The organism is Spiroplasma endosymbiont of Halictus nicosiae (genome assembly GCF_978018445.1).
The window spans coordinates 1,954,007-1,971,047 of the sequence record NZ_OZ389573.1 but is presented as its reverse complement, the minus strand read 5'-3'; the positions used below and the strand labels follow the sequence as shown (position 1 = coordinate 1,971,047).

Annotated in this window: 18 protein-coding genes; 12 read left to right on the top strand and 6 right to left on the bottom strand. The window is 23.8% G+C overall.

The genetic code is table 4. The features are described from left to right. Nucleotides 1-141 precede the first annotated feature (141 nt). Complete coding sequence (locus ACZ91P_RS13430; protein ID WP_465156857.1) at nt 142-1,482, bottom strand: Mbov_0401 family ICE element transposase-like protein; 1,341 nt, start codon at nt 1,480-1,482, stop codon at nt 142-144. 252 nt (nt 1,483-1,734) lie between these two features. Between ACZ91P_RS13430 and ACZ91P_RS13425 the strand changes: the two genes are divergently transcribed. Genes ACZ91P_RS13425 through ACZ91P_RS13405 form a run of 5 tightly spaced genes read left to right on the top strand, consistent with a single transcriptional unit; the run spans nt 1,735 to nt 8,497 of the window. Continuing rightward, complete coding sequence (locus ACZ91P_RS13425; RefSeq protein WP_465156855.1) at nt 1,735-2,133, top strand: hypothetical protein; 399 nt, start codon at nt 1,735-1,737, stop codon at nt 2,131-2,133. After that, nucleotides 2,126-3,586 carry a PBSX family phage terminase large subunit gene (locus ACZ91P_RS13420; RefSeq protein WP_465155762.1) on the top strand — a complete coding sequence of 487 codons (1,461 nt, stop codon included), beginning with the start codon at nt 2,126-2,128 and terminating at the stop codon, nt 3,584-3,586. Before ACZ91P_RS13425 ends, ACZ91P_RS13420 begins: the two co-directional genes overlap by 8 nt. Beyond that, complete coding sequence (locus ACZ91P_RS13415) at nt 3,559-3,864, top strand: hypothetical protein (RefSeq protein ID WP_465155665.1); 306 nt, start codon at nt 3,559-3,561, stop codon at nt 3,862-3,864. Before ACZ91P_RS13420 ends, ACZ91P_RS13415 begins: the two co-directional genes overlap by 28 nt. After that, nucleotides 3,857-5,248 (top strand): hypothetical protein, encoded by a 1,392-nt coding sequence (locus ACZ91P_RS13410; protein ID WP_465156852.1) that lies wholly within the window; start codon nt 3,857-3,859, stop codon nt 5,246-5,248. The genes ACZ91P_RS13415 and ACZ91P_RS13410 overlap by 8 nt, the downstream gene beginning before the upstream one ends. A gap of 3 nt (nt 5,249-5,251) precedes the next feature. Next, nucleotides 5,252-8,497: a hypothetical protein gene (locus tag ACZ91P_RS13405; protein ID WP_465156849.1), complete on the top strand. Its 3,246-nt coding sequence runs from the start codon at nt 5,252-5,254 to the stop codon at nt 8,495-8,497. Nucleotides 8,498-8,526: 29 nt separating this feature from the next. Here the strand turns inward: ACZ91P_RS13405 and ACZ91P_RS13400 are convergent, their stop codons facing one another. Together ACZ91P_RS13400 and ACZ91P_RS13395 are read right to left on the bottom strand one after the other, a co-directional pair. Next, complete coding sequence (locus tag ACZ91P_RS13400; RefSeq protein ID WP_465155756.1) at nt 8,527-9,036, bottom strand: lipoprotein; 510 nt, start codon at nt 9,034-9,036, stop codon at nt 8,527-8,529. Between the two features lie 118 nt (nt 9,037-9,154). Next, nucleotides 9,155-9,835 (bottom strand): hypothetical protein, encoded by a 681-nt coding sequence (locus ACZ91P_RS13395; protein WP_465155754.1) that lies wholly within the window; start codon nt 9,833-9,835, stop codon nt 9,155-9,157. A gap of 486 nt (nt 9,836-10,321) precedes the next feature. Here ACZ91P_RS13395 and ACZ91P_RS13390 point away from each other — a divergent pair, with 486 nt between their 5' ends. Genes ACZ91P_RS13390 through ACZ91P_RS13360 form a run of 7 tightly spaced genes read left to right on the top strand, consistent with a single transcriptional unit; the run spans nt 10,322 to nt 15,472 of the window. Next, complete coding sequence (locus tag ACZ91P_RS13390; RefSeq protein WP_465155752.1) at nt 10,322-10,783, top strand: hypothetical protein; 462 nt, start codon at nt 10,322-10,324, stop codon at nt 10,781-10,783. Nucleotides 10,784-10,800: 17 nt separating this feature from the next. Next, nucleotides 10,801-11,901, top strand: a complete 1,101-nt coding sequence (locus ACZ91P_RS13385; protein ID WP_465155750.1) for a hypothetical protein — start codon at nt 10,801-10,803, stop codon at nt 11,899-11,901. Nucleotides 11,902-11,907: 6 nt separating this feature from the next. Further along, nucleotides 11,908-12,846 carry a hypothetical protein gene (locus tag ACZ91P_RS13380; RefSeq protein WP_465155651.1) on the top strand — a complete coding sequence of 313 codons (939 nt, stop codon included), beginning with the start codon at nt 11,908-11,910 and terminating at the stop codon, nt 12,844-12,846. Next, nucleotides 12,836-14,203 carry a hypothetical protein gene (locus ACZ91P_RS13375; protein ID WP_465156847.1) on the top strand — a complete coding sequence of 456 codons (1,368 nt, stop codon included), beginning with the start codon at nt 12,836-12,838 and terminating at the stop codon, nt 14,201-14,203. Before ACZ91P_RS13380 ends, ACZ91P_RS13375 begins: the two co-directional genes overlap by 11 nt. A gap of 23 nt (nt 14,204-14,226) precedes the next feature. Continuing rightward, nucleotides 14,227-14,454, top strand: a complete 228-nt coding sequence (locus tag ACZ91P_RS13370) for a hypothetical protein (protein ID WP_465156845.1) — start codon at nt 14,227-14,229, stop codon at nt 14,452-14,454. A gap of 23 nt (nt 14,455-14,477) precedes the next feature. Further along, a complete protein-coding gene (locus tag ACZ91P_RS13365) occupies nt 14,478-15,029 on the top strand; it encodes a hypothetical protein (protein ID WP_465156843.1) in 552 nt (183 codons plus the stop codon). Between the two features lie 44 nt (nt 15,030-15,073). After that, nucleotides 15,074-15,472 (top strand): hypothetical protein, encoded by a 399-nt coding sequence (locus ACZ91P_RS13360; RefSeq protein ID WP_465155645.1) that lies wholly within the window; start codon nt 15,074-15,076, stop codon nt 15,470-15,472. Nucleotides 15,473-15,496: 24 nt separating this feature from the next. Here ACZ91P_RS13360 and ACZ91P_RS13355 read toward each other — a convergent pair whose 3' ends face one another. From ACZ91P_RS13355 to ACZ91P_RS13345, 3 genes are read right to left on the bottom strand one after another with little or no spacing between them, the layout of a single operon-like run. Next, nucleotides 15,497-15,673, bottom strand: coding sequence for a hypothetical protein (locus tag ACZ91P_RS13355; protein ID WP_465155643.1), 177 nt, complete (start codon nt 15,671-15,673; stop codon nt 15,497-15,499). A 4-nt stretch (nt 15,674-15,677) separates the two neighbouring features. Beyond that, the gene (locus ACZ91P_RS13350; protein ID WP_465155641.1) at nt 15,678-16,148 is read right to left on the bottom strand and encodes a hypothetical protein; all 471 of its coding nucleotides are present in this window, start codon (nt 16,146-16,148) and stop codon (nt 15,678-15,680) included. Next, nucleotides 16,133-17,041, bottom strand: a complete 909-nt coding sequence (locus ACZ91P_RS13345; protein ID WP_465155639.1) for a recombinase RecT — start codon at nt 17,039-17,041, stop codon at nt 16,133-16,135. Before ACZ91P_RS13345 ends, ACZ91P_RS13350 begins: the two co-directional genes overlap by 16 nt.

The following is a 17,041-nucleotide window of genomic DNA, read 5'->3' as shown; positions in this document are numbered from 1 at the left end:
GAAATTGTGGAATAAAAATACCACTTACTTATTTAAATTATATTACTTTTAATTTTATTGTCAACAACATTTTAACATTTTTTAAATTTTTCCACAACAAAAATACATGTTTATTAAAGTTATTTAATTTATTAGATAAAATTAATAAAAATATAAGTTTGGTTGTAAATTATTATTTACAAAATTATTAACTAAATAATTAATTCTATTTTCTTCTAATGGTTCATTAGTATTAAATAAATTAATTTTATTTTTAAAATTCATCATACTAGTATTTAATTTATTTTTAAGAGTTTTTTCATGATAAGTTGCTTTTTTAACCAAAACACCTTTACAGTAATGTGATATATCACCCTCAATATGACAACCAATATTATTTCATAATGTTTGATTTCTGACACCTTCTTCATTATTTTTAATTAATTTAATTGTTTCTTTTAAGAATTTCATTTTTGATTCTTTTATAAAAGAAGCACTGTTTTCTAAACATTCTAATAATTCTTCATATTTAGCATTAAAAAAATAATCGACTGCTTTATGGTATGTTTCTCTGTTTTCTTTGTTTTTACTTTGATAAGGATATAATTTTTTAAATCTATTTGTAAGGTGGAATTTATCTATCGTGTAATGTACTTTATTTTTAGGAAAATATTCTTGAATAAATTTTACAATATTTTTAATTCAAAGTGCGCCATCTCCTAATACCATAAATTCAATATTGTCATTAACATCATAATAACTTGTAATTAATGTAAGTAATTTATTAACAAAATTAGTTAATTTACTATTTTTTTTAATATATTCTGGAATATTATCTAGCTCTATAACACCTAATTTATCTTGAATTACAGGTCTTTTTTTCGTTGATTTTACCTTATCAAAACCAGTATGAACAGTTGAAAATATACTATGTTTTTTTATTTTTTCTTTTCCTTTTTTCTTTTCATTTCACATTTTTAAATAAGTCCCATCAATTTGAATATATAAAGTATGAGGTATCTTTATTTTTTTATCAGTTTTATTAAGGTAATATTCTTTATCAGTTTTTGCATTTTTCATAATATTTGAAATTGTTTTTATACAAATTTTTACATGTTCCATAGTATCTAAAATATCTTGATATGTTTTTTTCTTGCCAATAAATGATAATATTTTTTCTTTAACAGAATTATTTATTCTTTGTCATTTTTCAATTCCTAAAAGTTTATCCAAAGGAAAAATATATTCTTCTTTACCTGTTTCTGGATTAATTTTATAATATTTTCTTCTTTTAAAAGTTATTTTCCCATTTAAAATAGTTAATGTTCTTGGTTTTATTTCTTTTACTTTATAATCTTTAAATTTTTTTAAAGTTTCATCAATTTTATAATTTTTAAAAATTCATTCATCACAATCTTCTAAATTTTGTTGAATAATTTCAATACTTTGTATATATAACAAATTATTAAAATTCTTAAAAAAATTGTTATCAATATTTATCATTTTTTTACCCTCTTTCCTTAGTTCTACACATTAACACAAAAATAATAAAAATGCAAAAAAAGATATTATTTTTTATTTATTGTGTTATAATTTAATTGTTAATTATTAGCAAATTAATTTAACTGAAAAAAGTAAATTACTTTACTTTTTTTTATTTTGATGTAAAATTATAAATAATAAAAAAAGAACCGTGTCAAGTTCTTCAGTACATGTTTTTCTCTACTTATATTTAACCATATAAAGGAGTAAAAAATGAAAGAATTTAATCCAAAAACAGCAAGTTTACGAACATTTTATCGTAAAATAGATGAATTTTGGCAAAATAAATCACCTAATAAACCATATACTTTGAACGATTTAACCAATGAATTCAATCTTTCTCGCAAGTGAAGATATGATACTTATGCGAGCGAAAAGATAGTTCCTTTGCTTGAAAAACAAGTTGATAGAATAGAAAGTGAAATAATTAACTTTATGATGAAATCACCTGATGGTGCTAAATTATATTGACAACGAGCATTTAATTATAAATATTCACTGCAAGAAAAACAGTTGGAACAAGAATTAAACTTAAATATTCAAGAACCAATAATAGTTAATTTACAAACGGATATTAGAGATATTAAAAAAGAAAGTGATAATAATGCTTAATCATTTTACTTATTTGTTAGAAACGCCTTATTGGTTGTTACAAAATAGTAGTATTGGTAATAAATATCCATTTGCTAAGAAATATGAATTAGTTAATGAAATTAATCAAATTGGGACGCGATATAGTGGTAAAACTATATCAAATATTAAAATGTTTGGTGAATTATTAAAAATTAGTTTATTAATTAAAGAACCAATTTGTATCATTGCTAGTATGTATTGGAGTAAAGATTTAAAAGATAGTGTATTTCAAAATATCTGAAATATGTTAGATGAAAATAATATACCTTATACTATTAATTTATCAAATTTTACTTTTACTTTATCAAATGGGAGCAAAATATATTGTAAAGGATTGCATTCACCAAGTCGGAAAGAAAAATTAAAAGCCTTTGCTGATTTGAATAAATATAAATTAGTTATTGATTGACGAGAAGAATGTGACCAATTTCAACAAAAAGATTTAAGTGATTTAGAATTTGCTATTCGTGGTTATCAAAATAAAATAACAATTAATACATGTAATCCTGAAAGTTTAAAAAGATATATTGTTGGTTATTGTAATGAATTATTACCTTTTAATGAAGAAATAATGCGTAGTAAATATGAGCAAATTAAATATATTGAAAAATGAAATATGAAAATTATTATTCATTATTCTAGTTGAAGATTAAATTATGAATTACCACAAGATAAAGTTAATGAACAATTAAGATTAGAACAATTAGATATTGAAAGAGCAAGAGTATGGAGTTGAGGACTTCCTGGCAATACTAGTGGATCAATCTTTGCAAGATATATTGATATTATGAAAGCAACAGATATTATTCAACCAACTAAATTATTAGGTGGTGTTGATATTGCTAATGCTACTAGTCCTAAAGGACATACAACAGCGGCTAGTTTTTGAATATATAACTCATTTGATAAAAAAGCCTATAAAGTTGCTGAATATACTCATTCAAATGCTACACAACAATTTAAAACTGAATTAGAACAAGTTAAAGATATTTTAGATTTTTATAACAATCAATTAAATCAATACTTTAATTTAATACAACAAGGAATATCAATTAATGTTGATGATAGTGCTTATTCAACATTGCAAAGTTTAAACCGAGAAAAATATAATTATTCTTTTGGTCAATATATGACATTTAAACCAGCACAAAAACAAAAATTTAAAGTAAGACATCGTGTAGAGGCATTCACAATGTTAATAAATACTAATCAATTAAAATGATTATGAGAAAAATGTCCTGTAAGTAAAACCCAATATGAATTAATACAATGAGAAGATAAGCCTGAAGCAAGAGAAGAAAAAGTATTAGACTTATATGATGATACATTTGATAGTGATTTTTATGCTTTACATTTTAAATTAATACCAATGGTTAAGCATAATAGTTCAGCAGATTATAAATTATGACAACAAAGGGAGTGAATAAATTAATGAAAAAAGATATTTATGTAATACATGATGAGCGTGTAATAAATGCAAAAAGACCTTATATGTCTGTTTGTGGACAAGTTAAAAAAAGACTTTGTCAAGAATTAAAAAAAGATAATATCGCAATATGTAAATTAAATTTATATAATGAATATATTAAAAAATATCGAAAAGTTAAAGTATGTGTTCAAGTTTTGGCAAATGAACCAAATTTATTAACAGTAAATATTATTAATTATGCACTTATCTTAAAATTAAAGGAGCAAAATAACAATGCATAATACTTTCCCTAGTTTACCAAACTTAAATGATATTAATAGTGTTTTAAAATTTTATAATTATGATTGAACAATTAATTTGGCCAATATTATTGCTCGCCATCAAATGCGATTAGTAAATGGTAAAGATATTTTATTTAAATCTCATCGTAAAGATATTTTAAAAAAATTAAATTGATGATATGAAACTTATAAAATAAAAGAAAAATTAGATAAAAATGAATTAACAGCAAGTTTAATGGGTAAAACTATCTTTGGTTTATTAGAAACTAGTGATGGCAATATTGATTTATGAATTAACCCTTTTAACTTTACATCTCGTGTAAGTAAAATAAATGAAATTGAACAAGGTGCTGATATTTGATTAAATTATCATCAATCAGATAGTGGTTTTATTTTAAATTTAATTTGTACCAAAGATAAAATAGTTATTAAAGGTTGACCTAAAAATAATGAAGTAGTTGTTGGTCAAAGTAAAACACAAATTAAAGATGATGTTAGACCTGTTTTAGTACAAGAATTTAAAAATAAATTAGGTATTGTACCTTTTTGAGAAATGATTAATGAATCTAATCCTTTATTTTTATCAACATCAACAACTTTAAATCCATGACCTACAATGGCAAATTGTTATAAATTACAATTTGATTTAGAAGATAGTTTTAATATTAAATCAAAAGAAAGATATGCAAATCGTACGCATTGATATGGGATACTAAGTGATGATTTAATGACTGCTTATAACAAAGGCAATAAAAAAGTACTACAAGATGTATTTGATGATATTTTTGTTCAATCAAGTTCATCAACAGTAGATGGTCAATTATCCCAATCTTTACAAGTAGTACAAGGTACACCAACATTAGAAACATATACCGAAGACCAAAAATCAATTATTGAACAAGTATACTTAGCATGTCATTTTTCTAGTCCATTTGGTGATAAATCAGATAATGATCAAAATAAAACACAGTCATTATTAACTAAAACAAAAGATTTAGAAAAACAAGCATATTTACAAGCATATCGTAAACAATATTATACTAAAATGTTTGATACAGTTTTAAAATATTATGATTTATGAGATGGAAATGGTGAACGCCCTTATGGATTTGATTTTGTTAGTGCTAGTTTAGTAGATCAAATTCGACAAAATGAATTAATTACTGCTAGATTAGATAATGGTACAATGGAACCAATAAGAGCAATTACTGAATATGATAATATTGATGAATTAGAAGCAACCAAATATTTTGAAAAAGTAGAAGCATGACAAGATAAAATGCAAGCCAAAGAAATAGAACATAATAATAAATTACTAGAATATGATGAAACTGGTAATAATCAAAATGCCTTACAAGGTAGAACAGAAATTAAGGAGAATTAATAAATGAGTAGAATTAACCCAGGTGTTATGGAAGAATTAAGAAGACAAGCCCATGATACTTTAATAGATATCAGAGAAAATATAAGAGATAACAGACATTGAATGGTATTTCCTTTTAATGTTTATAGTTCATATATCCCTGATACTGAAACAGGTTGAAAACCTAATAATGCAAAACCAAGTGACTATGGTAGTTATTCACGAATATTTGATAATATGGAAAGTACTATTGCACAATGACAAGGTAGTTTAAAAATAGTCCAAAAATATAAAGGTGAAGAAATTACTATCTTAACGATTGATGATTTTAATAAACAACCTATTAATTCAACAATATGAGCAAATATTGAAACACCTTTTGCTATAAAATTAAAAGATGAAAATAATAATGTTTATTGAAAATTGATTGATGGTGAAAATATTTATGATATTAATAGAATGTTGGAATACTTAAACCAATATAAATTAAGTTATTTTATTAATAATGATAATAAAGCTGATAACTTTTATACAAAAGAGGTTAAAGTTGGTAAATATTGAGATGCTTATATGATTGATGATAGAAGTTCAATCCAATTCGGTGAAGCTAAATTCGAACAAGTATTTACTCAACAATCAACTGAAAGACAATATACTTTATTAATTTTAGATGAAGATGTCGATAAATTAAATATTAATGATTATTATAATTTTTATACAGTCTTTAATGACCGTGGATTAAATATTGGTGGTGGTGATATTAATTCTGCACCCCAAGATAGACAATGATTATATCCATCAAATGTTATTAATTATTATTCACCTTATGATGGTAGTTTTTTATGACAAGAAATTACCTTTTCAAGTATTAATGACAAAATTAGTAATAGTGGTTTATCAGTACGACAATTTATACAAACAAGTGCCCCAGGGGAAGGTTATTGTTTTCCTAAAATAACTTATGATGAAAAACTAAATAAAGGAATTGTTGAATTAGATGAGATTTTATTAAAAGACCCCGGTGTTAGAGCAATGGCAGTTAAAATTTATGGTAATCCAATCTTTTTTGATATGCCAGTTATTGGTCGACCAATTATTAAAGGTCAATTTAATAAAAAAGTAATGAATTCAAGAGACTTATTAATGTATAACATGTTTCCTGCACCACCTGATAAAATAAATACTTATGCATCACCCGAAGTAAGTTGATATAACATTCAAGGGATACAACCAACTATGATAACTGGTTATGAAGACTGAAAAAAAGATATGGAAAGTAGATATGACTTTTGAAAACAGAAAAATAGTGAAGGTATTGTTATAACTGACCCTACCACTACATCAGCAACTAACTCTACTGTTGGTCGAAATATTCATAAAGAAGATAAGGATTCTAAGTTTTATTGGTCTAAAGATTGAAAAATAACACCACCAAGCAAAATAAAAACAAACGGTGGTACAGTTGATAATATCATTAGTACCCAAGCATCATCATATTTTAGAAGAAAAGATGAATTTGGTAATACTGTCGGACAAGTTCAAATTGAATATAATAAAATGGGTAAATGTAATGTTTGAGATATTTTAAATATGAATAATTTTATTAATCGCCAAATTACTGTATTACCTTTAAACTATACACAAAAATTAGTATTTAATCCTTTTACGATACCAGGTGGAGTTGGTAAATTCTTAAACTTTATTTCATTTGGTATTCCATGAGGATGAGTAATTAATCAAAATGAAAAAACCTGACCTAATTTTCAATGACTTAATGGCTTTATGAGTGCTAATATTTATAGTTTTTATAATGATGCATTTTGGTCTGAAAAATCAAAAGGTAAAGGTTATTTACCATTTGAAATATTTAGAGAACAAGGAAATGATAAAGTTGGTGCTATTTTTGGAGCTAATGCTACTAGTTTTAGTTTTACAACTTTATTAACAGATAAATTAAAAGGTACTGTTTTAAATAAAGATGGTAAACCAACAGAAGAATTAGTTTATTCAACTTACAATTTAAAACAATTAAATGAAAAAACTAACAGAGTTTACTTAATTAATGAGCAAACCAAAACAGTAGATGCTCAAACACCAGTTAGCGACAGTGAAAAAGATAATGATTTAAAATTCTTACAAACACCCGATGGGACAAATTGTAGTTATATAATTGATATGTTTTCAATTCAAGCTTTATATAAAGGTAATTTTGAAATTATCTTTTATGCTGATAACCCATATACCAATAATGAAGAAGATTATTTGCGCTTATCAGTATGGAGTTTTCGTGGTAAAACAAAAAGTGTATTAAATAATTATTTGCGCGATATGACAACTAATTATAAAACTAGTTTCTTATTGCCTCATGACTATGAAATACCAATATTTAATTACCCACAATATGTATTACCGCCAGTTCCGTATAACTATCCAGAGTATACCAAAGATATTATTCCTGCTAATGCAAAATTACCTATATTATTTAATGCAATTCAATCAGGACAATGTAAAAAAACAACACCACCGTATAATATTGCACATAATAATTTTTTTGATGAAAATACAGAATATTTTGGATATTCTGAAATAGAACTTGACTTAAAAAAAATTGACCCAACAATTCAAAGTATTGATAAATTTATTAGTTCTTATAAAACAATAGAAATAAGTAATTTAGGTAATTTGCAAGTAGAATGTGGACCACCTAATATAGAAAATTTTATTCCTAATAGAAATGTTGAAATTTTAGTTGGTAGAACAGGATGTTCAGATTATTTAGGTAATTTGGATGGTGTAAAAATAGATACACAAGGAATGGAACAAATTGATAAAGTTAATTTTGAAAATACAATTATTTTATATACTGATAATATAATAATAAATGATATTCAAACAGTTGCTACTGTTTATACTAATGGATTAATAAATAAAGAATATAGAACTAAATATAAAACTAAGTTAGGTGAAGCGTTTATTTATTTATTGTTGCAAATAACAAAATTATATAATAATGATAACGAAAAAATTAAAGAAACTAAACTTCAAGTATATTATACTAATAATATGAAATTAAAAATTAGAATATCAAAAAGTATGATTCCTAAATTATTGGGGGTTGAGGGATATGGAGATATTTTATATTGAGGTACAACTGAATATGAAACCCCCATTTCAGATGGAAGTATAAAATTTAATATAAATAATCCAAATGTTTTGGGAATTAGAAATAGTAGCAATAACCCTGTTAAAATAACAATTAAACCAAGGTAAAATAAAAAAGAGATTTAATTATCTCTTTTTTATACATCAACTTTTATTATATTTCCTTTATGATCAATAATTAAATCAGGTTCCTTAGTATCTAAATTTCAACGATAAACTGATTTAAAATAATCATCATTTTTATTTTTTCAATAATGAAACTTAGTTTCTTTTCCTTGATAAGTTTCATATATATATAACAAATTCAAATCAACGTCTAATCTTAAATAAAAGTGGTTAGTACCGTCATTAATTATTGGTTCATCTTTGTGCATAATATTTTTAAATTTGTTTAAATGATATTTATTTTCACCTTTTCATACTACATAATATCATTTATTATCCACTTGATTAAATGGTTTTTCTTGTGGTTCTATTCATTCTAAATTTTCTCTGATTTCTTGGTTAACAGTATTTATTTTATTCTTTTCTTTTAGTTCTTTTAATTCTTTGGTTGTATATTCTTGTAGTGTATTACAAGCCACTAAACTTGTTGTACTTGTTCCAACTAAAGTGATTGTGCTTAAAAGACTTAATATTTTTTTCATTTTTTTATCTTTTTGTTTTTTAATAGTTTAATTAAAAATGGAAATAAAATTAATTACTTCTATAATTTTTTTTATTTCTGTAAATTGTACTATGAAGTGTAGCATTTTTTATAAAAAATTAACTTATATAATAGCAAGAAATTGCTGTAATTGTTGCACCAGCAACTCCTCCAAATGTACCAACAGCAGCACAGCCAGCAGTAATTATAATTTTTTTAAGTTTATTATAAAAACTAGAATCATCAATACTGTCAGGAAGACGTGATGATAAAATAACAAAATTATCAGAATTACTTAAAGTAGACAAAGAAAACCAATTATAATTATTGTTTATTTGAATAAATTCATCTATTTTTGTATAATTTTGAAAAATAACATTAATTAATGAATTAACTTCTCGAACATATCCATTAGCCTGAAAAAAACCAGTAACACTTGAATCTAAAGTAGTAATATTTGTTTTTTCAAAAATATTTTCTTTAATATAATTTGAAAAAACTTCCCAACTATTGTCAATGCCATGACTATCAAAATGATGTTCATTATGTATTTTTTGAGCTTGAAATTTTATATCATTCCATGTGTTTTTATTAAAAGTATAATAAATAACATCATTTTTAGATTTTAAAATATCAAGAGATCTTTTGTTTCTAATTAAATTTTCTAAATTATTTGTTTGTGAAGAATTAATTTCACTATTTAACGCTTCTTCATTTTGATAAGGACTAACGGCAATTGTTGTTGGTACAGTAGTTCCACTAATTGTTAATACACTTAATAAACTAAGTAATTTTTTCATACTTGTTTTTCTCCTTTTCTTAATCTTGAAACTTTTTATTTTTTATTTATCAAGATTTACCCTCATTATATATATATATATATATATATACAAGGAAAATTAGGAATTATTTTAATAATTTTATCTTGTTAAATACCCATTATTACGCGTTTTAAGGGGTAAATTAGGAATTAAATATATTAAGTTTAGATTTTTTTGTATATATAAAAAGTATTGTATTGGTAAAATAGTATGATATTATTACTTTAGTTAAATAAAAAAGATAATGACCCGACATCATTCTTGCTTTATATTATATATCAATAAATAATTATTTCAATTTCATTATAACACTTTTATCTTATTTGTTTAGTATTTGTATACAAAATATATTGCATTTGTGAACTATTGGTATATAATTAGAAACATAGGTTTAATCTTTTTCCGTAAAAAAGAGTTATGCTGACTTGTTAATCGGACAAGGATAAAAAAAGAGGAGTTTATAAAATGGCACTTACAAAAGAACAATTAATCGAACAAGGTTTAAGTGAAGAAATTGCTGAAAATATTTTAAATCAGTTTAATAATGAAGCAAAGCAAATTAGAGAAAGTGTGCAAAAACGCGAAGATGTTATATCAAAAGAAGACTTTATTAAATTATCTAATGAATTAAATGAATTAAAAGCATTTAAAGATGTTCCATCTACTAAAATTGAAGATATTAAAACTAATTTAGATAAAGTTAATGGTAATTCTTTATCTGAAAAAATGCAAACTTTAAAAGAATTAAAACCTGATTTGTTTGTTGAAGAGCAACCATCAGTTTCACCAACTAATTTTATTAAAGATATGATTGAAAAATCGGTTGAAAATAAAAATGATGAAATTGAAACTATTAAAGAAAAAGGAGCATATACTCCTGATGAAATTAAAAAAATAACTGATTATACACTTAAAAACCTTAGATAATAAGGGAGTGAAATATTATGGCAACAATTAATTTGCCACAAGTACCTTTTACATTACAAGGTAATACAACAGGCCAAAAAGCGTATGTTGATATGGTTAATGCTTTATTGCGTGGACCTTTATATAATGAATATGCAAGTATTATGCAGTATGCAACAGCAACCGCAGAACAAGTTGCTTGATTACCTAATGCTGGTCAAGCACTATATAATTTAACTCATCGTGTGGTATGACAAGATGATTATTCATTGCCAAATGGTGGGACAACTCAAACAATGGGATTAACAAGAATTCCAGTTCCTATTGATAAAAGATTTAATTTAAAATTAATGAATGAGGCTTTTGACTTAGCATTAATAGAACAAAATATTAAAAATGGCGTTATTGCTGATGCTATTTCTAGTGTTGTACAGAATAAATTTGTTAATTTAGAATGTGAATTAATTCAGGCTATTTATGATTATTGTTTAGCAGATGGTCAATATGAAGTAATTCCATTTCGTAGTTATACAGCAGAAAATGCAGATGATGCAAATAAAGCATTCTTTACATTAAATGAAACTTTGATTGAATTAACAAATCAAATTAGTAATTTATATTTTGGTTTACCAACAGATAAAATGTTTATGGTTTTAGGTCGAAGATCATATTTAGGATTAACACCTGCTTTTTTAAAAGTAATTGGTTCACAAGCACAACTAAAATCGATGGTTAATGGTGAATTATATGAAAATACAGCAATGGGTATTCCAGTATCAAAAAGCTTTCATTTAGAAAAAACATATACAAAAGGACAAGTTAACCGTGATAAAGGTTATAATTTTACTAATGTAAATGGTTTAATTATTAATAAACAAGTATGAGCTTATCCAATTAATATGGATACTATTCAACAAGTTTTAGATAATGATACTGCTAATCCTAAATGAATTGGTAAAGTTCAATATGCAACACCAACTATTTTATATCCTAAAACATGTAAAATTATTTTGGAAAAACAACCAAGCCAAGATGAAATTACTGCCGCTAAAAGTAATCTAAATAAAACTTTTAGAGTTCCAGTTGATTATCTAATTTCAGCATCAAAACCAGAATCAAAACCAAATAATCAAGGTTAATATAAAATGAATTTACTAATATTACGCGTTTTAACTTTATTAGTATCTAATTTAGAAAATAAACCTTTAATAAGTAAATTTGTAAATTTAATTAATAGAGTTAATCAAGTTAAAAATAAAATATTAAAGCCAATTAATTATATTAGTGATAAATATAATAAAATTACAAATAAAGTTGAAGATATTTATCAGTGATTAAATCCATTTACTTATTTAGATTTAATTAAAAAAGGTCATAAAAAAGAAATTCAACAAATATTAAGTCAATTAGAAAAAGATAATAATATTAAAAATAGAAAACAATTTAAAAATGAAAATTATTTAAATACTAATTGACAACCTTTAAATAGTAGTTGACTTGATAGTGGTATGTTTAATATTACAAATAAATTAACTTTAACAGGTAATTTAACTATTTTAATATATACAAAAACAGCAAAACATCCGAAATTTTATGGACCTTATGTTTATCCTAGTGTTCCAGTTGAAATATGAAAATTATTAAGTAATGCTGTATCTAATGCAGGATCTTTATTTTGGCGTTATTGATTAAGAAAATGATTACCTAATCATTTAAGATATTATATTAAAAAACGATTACCACAAGCATTAAAAGAAAAATATCCCAAAGGAACTACTAAATTAACATTACCAACAGTTCAAAAATTACAACAAATTAAAAAGTTTATTAATAATTTAAAAATTGGACATTTTAATTTTAATTTTGCTGGTGAAATTAATAATAAAAAATGATATCGTGAACGCCGAAGTGATGTTAAAAATATTAAGAATTTATATAAAACACCAGTTAAAAATATTTTTTACAAAACTAATCAAACTATTAAAAAAATTAAGAAAGCAAAAGCAAGAGTTAATAGTTATAAGCCAAGTAATTTAAAAAATAAATATCGTAATAAATTAAGAGGTGTATTATATGAAAAATAATTTAAATAATTTATTATTTATAACAGTTGAAGATGTTAAAGAAAGTAAACTTTGACAACCTATTAATGAAAGAAAACAATCTGCTTATAATGATAATTTAATTTATAATGCTATTTTAAAAACTAGTTTATGAATGGATAGATTATCAGGTGGAACAATTTCCGATAAGATTAATAAAAAAGAATTATTTCCATGAGTAAAAAAAGATAATACTGGTTTAATTGAATATGATAAATGATTAAGTTATATTCAATCTGCTTGTTTATTAGCAGTTATTAATTGATATTTACCAAAAGGAGTAAATGATTTAACTGGTAGTGCATCATTTTCACAAGGTGGAGTTGCTTATTCACAAACTAATGACCCTGAAGCAAATGAAAATATTACCAGAGATGTTAAAAATGCTTTAAAATTAGCAGGTGAAATAATTGATATTATATCTAGTAAAACAGTATCTAGACCATATAATTATAGTTTAGATAATTATGCTCATTCATGAGAAGAAGAATATAAACATATTAGTAAAAAAACTTTTTATCCAACATTATTATTTTGATTAAAAGAACGATTGCAAACAGATAATTCAATAAATATTTTTTATCCAACTGTTAATGATTTTTCTAAAATTGATTATAACGAATATATTAAACTTATTGTTCCATTTGATAATGATAGTATTTATTATGAAAATAATGTCTGAAAAGCAAAACAAAGTGGCGATATTCCAACAGATATTATTAAAGATAGTGATTTAAATAAAAATTATATTGAAAAAGTTGATGGTAAATATATTGTAAAAACATCACAAGATATTAATCTTAAACAAGATAAATTAGTAAGCGGTACAAATATTAAAACTATTAATGGTTCTTCATTATTAGGCAGTGGTGATATTCCAACAGATATTATTAAAGATAGTGATTTAAATAAAAATTATATTGAAAAAGTTGATGGTAAATATATTGTAAAAACATCACAAGATATTAATCTTAAACAAGATAAATTAGTAAGCGGTACAAATATTAAAACTATTAATGGTTCTTCATTATTAGGCAGTGGTGATATATCTATTAGTGGTGGCAATGATTGAGAAGTTGTTAATACTAGTGATTTTGTATCTTTTTCTGACAAAAAATATCAAATTAGAAATTATGATTCTACAAAATATATATATAAACTATGAATTGGTGTTAATCAAAATGACGGAGATATTATTAATATTATGTTTGAAACATATAAAAATCATTATGAATTTAATTTATTTGCTGCCTTTAATAGTATAAAACTTAAAAAAAATGGCGAAATAATTTCTGAAAATAATAAATTAATGGCATTACATGTTGAAAGAAAAAAATAAATTATTCAAATAATACAGAATTAATGACTGATGAACCGCATTCTATTTATAAGCGTGATATGGATACTGATTTTTCAAAAGAAACATCGGATTCTTATGATATAGTGATAAGAAAAATAAAGAGTGCAACAACTATTAATGAATTAAATTTATTTGAAAAACATCCAATATGAAGAATTATTTCAAATAATAGAAATGATATTAAAGAATTATTCAATAAAAAATGATTAGAATTAAATAAAAATGAATAAAAAATTAAATGAGGTAAATAATTATGAAACAAGATAAAACAACTTGATTAAAGGGTGCCTTACCTTGAAATTGATTTAAAAAAGACCCTATTCCGACTTATAATTGAACTCATAAAGATATTAGAGAATGAGAAAGGAAATATAAAATTCGTAGTTGAGTAGTTAGTTTTTATACATTGATATTTTTAGCATTAAATTGTTGATTAGAATATGGCATGATTAATGCAATAAAAGATAATATTAATTGATATAATTATGGTCAATATTGAGGTAATGGAATTGCCATATTATTAACCCCTTTATTTACACACGGAATTCAGGGTATATTTGTTGCTAGTAGTAAACCAAAAGTAGATATGAAAATTGATATACCACGATTAAAAATATCTAAAATGGGATTAGTATTTACAATATTACCTTTAATTACTTTAATAATTTCTTTAATTATTATTTGAATTGATAAATCAAAATGAAAAAAAGACCATTTAAGACATTGTTTAGAATGTCGAATTAATCCGCGTGTTATTCAACCAAGAATAGCAAAACAATGAAATAATTTAGATGGTATAACATAAGAAAATAACAAAGAATTAAATTTAAAATAGACTATATATTAGGGGTGGTTGATATTTTTGGGTGGTTATATAGTTTAATTTATAAATTATTTTGTTTTGAAAAAATAGATGGCCACTGTTTGAGTAAGGATAAGAAAGGAAATATTAAAATGGAAATTAGTAATGAAATAGTAATTGCTTTACTTGTATTAGCAGGTGCAGGCGGAATGGGTAGTCTTGGTATTCTTGGATTATCTGCTAAAAAAATTAAAAAATATAAAGCAGAAATTAGAGAATTAAGAACTGCTGTTATTGCCCACGAAAAACATTTACGAGGGCCTGATTATGCAACAGAATTAGCATTAAAAACAGGTCAAATTAAAAATGTTAAAAAACAAGTTAAAGTAAATGACAAAAAACAACAACAAAAAGATGCTATTAGACAACTAACAAATAGCATTTAAAAAATAACCAATTAAGGTTATTTTTTATTTTTCTTTATTGTGTTTTATATAAAAATTAATAAGATGTTCTATTCGTTGTGAATAAGTAAGGCCATTAAATTCATTTCAAACTTTTTCTTCATTTTCATTTAAGTAAATATTAACATTACGAATTAATTTAGAATAATATTTTTCTGTTTTTTGATTATATGAATTTTTCATAATATTAACCTTCATAATTAGCAATAATAATGGCATCTCGTAAATGATTACTTATTTTCTCATTATTATAGAATCAACCTTTACCATATTGATAAGTTAAATTATTATCTTTATCATATTTTCATATACAACTATCATTATATTTACTTAAATTTTCCATATTTTTAACAACTGATTTAGTATGTTTTGGTGATACTCAATTAACATTATTTAATTCGTGTGTATCATATTTAATTACTCCAATTATTTTTAATAAATCATCACGGTCTTTTGAACCATTAGCATTTGTATATAAACAATCTTCAATATTAATAATTGCATCTTGTTTTAACTTATCTAAAATAATATCGGTTTGTGTAATTCAATAATGATTTGTATATTCAGATTTATCAATTAATTTATTATCTTCAAAAATAGCAACGGCCGTAGTGCCAGTTCCTGATGGGTCAATACCTATTTTTATCAAGTCGCTCATTCCTCATCGTTGTTAACTGTTGGTAATACATTTGATATATCTTCTTCTTTTACTACATTATTATCTGTCAATCTTTCATTTGATTCATGTAATAAATTATTATTTGATATATTTTCGTTGCTAATTTGACTCTTATTTATGTTTATATTATTATCATTATCAATATAAATCTTTTCATCATTAGTTGTAATAACTGCTTGGTCTGATTTATAAGCTTGTTGTAATTCGACTGACATAATACCTCATTTTCGCAATAAACTAGTTAATACTGTTTTAAGTGCCATTTCATCAAAACTAGCAATATAAAATGATTTATTTTTAGCATAAGTTTTAGAATATTTCATAAAATGATTTTCCATTTGTTCTTTTGTCATATATAATGTTTTTTCAAAACCATTAACCATTTTAAAATATGCTACATAACCTATAATTGGTAATTTTTCTCTTTCATCTTCATTTTGTATTCAATTAAAACTAGTTCCTTTTAATCTATCATAATTTACTAATTCATTTTCTCTGACGTCTGATACTGACATATCTAAATATTGACCGCTTCTTTGAGCTAATTGAATATAACCTTTATAACCCATTTGAAATTGTGCTTGATTAATTCATTCTTGGATTTCACGACCATTAATAATTCTTGTTATTTTAGTATTATATGGAACGACATAAGCATATCCGAATTGCTTTTCCATAGGTAAATTTAATAAAACACCTTGATAACAAGCGGTCATAATTGTTTTTGGGTCTGCTTTTTGTAATAATTCATTACTGTTTGATATTGAAACTATATTACTCTTAAATCTTGCAATTTCATTTTCATTTGAAAATTTACTTTTTATTCATTCTGTTGCTTTATCTGTTCTTAAAAATTCAACAATATTTGCCAT